This is a genomic window from Gemmiger formicilis, assembly GCF_016901605.1.
Taxonomy (GTDB): domain Bacteria; phylum Bacillota; class Clostridia; order Oscillospirales; family Ruminococcaceae; genus Gemmiger; species Gemmiger formicilis_B.
Genome location: NZ_JACJKP010001029.1, coordinates 1 through 217, shown reverse-complemented (window position 1 = coordinate 217; position 217 = coordinate 1). Strand labels below are relative to the sequence as shown.

The 217-nt window shown below is 65.4% G+C and carries 1 pseudogene; it reads left to right on the top strand.

Annotated elements, in window-relative coordinates:
- Nucleotides 1-217 (top strand): annotated as a pseudogene (locus H6B10_RS17640) (hypothetical protein); the annotation flags it as partial.

The following is a 217-nucleotide window of genomic DNA, read 5'->3' as shown; positions in this document are numbered from 1 at the left end:
CAGGCCCAAAGCGATGATCCGGCGGCAGCCATCGGCGGTTCCTCCCAGGCTCCCCAAAGCAGCGGCGCCATTACCATCAACGGCGGCACCGTCACCGCCATCACCACAGGCAGCGGTGCGGCCATCAGCGGCAGCAGCGTGACCATTCAGGGCGGTACCGTCACCGCCCAAAGCAACGGCAGCTGCGATATTTACGGCACGTTTTCCACCGGCACCA